The organism is Inquilinus sp. OTU3971, assembly GCF_038440215.1.
Window position 1 is genome coordinate 1 of sequence record NZ_JASATH010000370.1, and the last position, 2,949, is coordinate 2,949.

A 2,949-nucleotide genomic window follows, 5' to 3' on the forward strand; every position below is an offset into this window, starting at 1 on the left:
GGGGGCGGGGTCTGCGCGCGTCCGCGCGCGAAAGGGCGCCCATGACCGATGACGGTTCGCGCTGCGGCAGCCCCCTCCCCCCCAACCCCCTCCCGCGGGGGGAGGGGGAGGATCAAAGGCCAGGTCGGAGCAGACGCGGTCAGCCCCGCCGGGCGGGCGCGTACCGCCACACCCCGTCCGCCCCCGTCTCCCGCGCCAGCTCGCCGGCGGCGACCAGGCGGTTCAGATGGGCCGTCGCCTCGCCCACCGCGAACATCATCTGCTGCCGGTCCAGCGCGCGGTGGAACATCGCCGCCATCAGCTCGGCCACCGTCGCCGGCCGGCGGCAGACCTCGCGGGTCAGGGCCAGCCGCTCCTCATGATGGGCGGCCAGCCAGTCGATCCGCTGGGTCAGGCCGAAGAAGGGCAGGCCGTGCGAGGGCAGCACCAGCGTCTCCGCCGGCAAGTCCCGCAGCACGGCAAGGCTGCGCAGGAAATCCGCCAGCGGGTCGGCCTCGGGCTCCGACGGCCAGACCGAGACGTTCGGGCTGATCTTCGGCAGCACCTGGTCGGCCGAGATCAGGATCCCGCGCCCGGCATCGTACAGGCAGGCCATCTCGCTGGAATGGCCCTCGCCCACGATCACCCGCCAAGGCCGGCCGCCGATCGCGAGCGTGTCGCCGTCGCGGATGCGGCGGGCGGCGACCGGGATCGGCGAGACGCCGCGGCGATAGACGTTGCCGCGCGCCTCCACCATCTCCGCCGCCTCGGCCGGCAGGCCGGCGGCGCGGTAGAAGGCGGCATGCGCGGCCGCCACCTCGGGCCGGTCGTCCGACCAGGTGGCGCGGGCCGTGGCGTATTCCGACAGCGTCATGGTCAGCGGCGCCCGGAAGCGCTCGCACAGCCAGCCGGCCAGGCCGATATGGTCGGGGTGCATGTGGGTGACCAGCACCCGGCGGATCGGCTTGTCCTGCAGCGGCCCGGCCAGGAGGGTGTCCCAGATCTCGCGCGAGGCGGCGTTGCCGATGCCGGTGTCGACCAGCAGCCAGCCGGGAGCGCCCCCGGCGTCGGCGTCATCCTGGAGGAGCCAGAGGTTGACGTGGTTCAGCGCCATCGGCAGCGGGAAGCGCAGCCACAAGAGGCCGGGCGCCACCTCCACCGGCACGCCGGGCTCGGGCGCCGTGGGGTGGGGATAGGTCAGGGTCGGTGCGTCCATGGCGCGCATCCTCGCCATGTCCGGCGGCGGCGCCAAGCGATTGTTGCGCAGGGCCGCCCTCTCCGCCCCTCCCCTGTCGCTGGCGGAACAGCGGGCGGCGTTCGGCTGGCGGCGTGCCGCGCCGCCCTGCCCTACCTCTCGCATCGAGACGAAGCGAGCCCCCCGAATCATGAGCCACATGCCCGCGGCCGACACGGCCGTCCTGACCCTCGACGGCGACAGCCTCGGCATCGCCGCGCTGGCCCGCTTCGCCGCCGGCGCCACCCGGCTGGCCCTGTCCGACGCCGCCTGGGACCGCATCGCCGAGGCCCGCGCCGTGGTCGACCGCATCGTCGAGGCCGGCGCGCCGGCCTATGGCATCACCACCGGCTTCGGCTCGCAGAAGGATTTTTCCGTCGACCCGCGCCGCGACGCCGCCTTCAACCTCGCCGTGCTGACCGGCCACGCCACCCGCGCCCCCGGCCGCCGCGCGCCCGCCGCGGTGATCCGCGCCGCGCTGGCGGTGCAGCTGAACGGCTGGGCCCGCGGCTGGTCCGGCGTGCGGCCGGCGCTGTGCGCGGCGCAGCTGGCCCGCGCCAATGCCGGCGTGGCGCCCGATGTCCGCACCGGCAGCTCGGTCGGCGCCTCGGACATCGTCGCCCTGTCGCAGCTCGCCTTGCCGCTGGTCGGCCGCGCCTCCGACGGTCCCGCCCCCGACGGCCTCGCCTCCGCCGTGCCGCCGCTCGACGGGCTGGCGGCGAAGGAGGCGATGTCGCTGCTCAACAGCAACGCCCTCACCCTCGCCGCCGGCGCCCTGGCCCTGGCCGAGGTCAGGCGGCTGCTCGACGCGCTCGACCTCGCCGCCGCGCTGGCGCTGGAGGGCTTCCGCGGCAACCCCGGCGCCTGGTCGGTGACGGTGGAGCGCGCCCATCCGCAGGCCGGCCACGCCGCCTCCGGCCAGTCCCTGCGCCGGCTGCTGGCGGACAGCGCCCTGTGGCAGACCGGCGCCCCGCGCCTGCTGCAGGACCCGCTCAGCCTGCGCTGCGCGCCGCAGATCCACGGCGCCGCCCGCACCGCGCTGGCCTGGGCGTGGGAGGCGTGGGAGGGCGCGCTGAACGCCGTCGCCGACAACCCGCTGGTCGACCGCGCCACCGGCACCGCGGTGTCGCATGGCAGCATGGAGACGACGCTGCTGGCCGTCGCGCTCGACGCGCTGCGCCTCGCGGTCGGCAAGGCCATCGAGGCCTCGGGCGAGCGGGTGCACAAGCTGCAATGGCCGACCTTCAGCGGCCTGCCCGCCGGGCTGGCGGCCGAGGCCGGGGCGGCCGGCGGGGTGCAGTTCCTCAATCTCGGCCACATCGCCGCGGCCAAGGTCGCCGCCGCCCGCATCGCCGCCCAGCCGGTGGCGCTGCAGTATCGCGGCCAGGTCTGCGACGGGGTCGAGGATGTCGGCGGCATGGCGCCCTTCGCGGTCGAGGAGACCGAGCGCCAGCTCGACGCCGCCTGGACCGCGGTGGCGGTCGAGGCCGCGGTGGCGGCGTGGGCGATCGCCCGCCGCGACCTGCCCATCGACGGGCTCGGCCTGGGCCTGCGCGATCCGTACCGGGCGATCCGCCCGCTGCTGCCGATCGGCCGCGAGGGCGAGGTCCCCTTCGACCTCGCCCCCATGGAGACCTGGCTCCGGGCGTGGGAGCCGCCGGCCCTGCGCTAGAGCACGAAGTCGCCGGCGACGAGGCCGATGGCTCCGGTGAGGACGATGTGGAAGTCCGAGGCCT

The 2,949-nt window shown here is 76.0% G+C and carries 2 protein-coding genes; one reads left to right on the plus strand and one right to left on the minus strand.

The window, feature by feature from the left end; translation table 11 throughout:
- Positions 1–139: 139 nt before the first annotated feature.
- Positions 140–1,195: an MBL fold metallo-hydrolase gene (locus AAHM41_RS39715; protein WP_342242165.1), complete on the minus strand. Its 1,056-nt coding sequence runs from the start codon at positions 1,193–1,195 to the stop codon at positions 140–142.
- A gap of 169 nt (positions 1,196–1,364) precedes the next feature.
- Between AAHM41_RS39715 and AAHM41_RS39720 the strand changes: the two genes are divergently transcribed.
- The gene (locus AAHM41_RS39720) at positions 1,365–2,885 is read left to right on the plus strand and encodes an aromatic amino acid lyase (protein WP_342242166.1); all 1,521 of its coding nucleotides are present in this window, start codon (positions 1,365–1,367) and stop codon (positions 2,883–2,885) included.
- Positions 2,886–2,949: the final 64 nt, after the last annotated feature.

What these genes read in the sequence shown, in the direction of transcription:
- AAHM41_RS39720 (WP_342242166.1), top strand. Translation starts at nt 1,365, where the DNA reads ATGAGCCACATGCCCGCGGCCGACACGGCCGTCCTGACCCTCGACGGC.
- AAHM41_RS39715 (WP_342242165.1), bottom strand. Translation starts at nt 1,195, where the DNA reads ATGGACGCACCGACCCTGACCTATCCCCACCCCACGGCGCCCGAGCCC.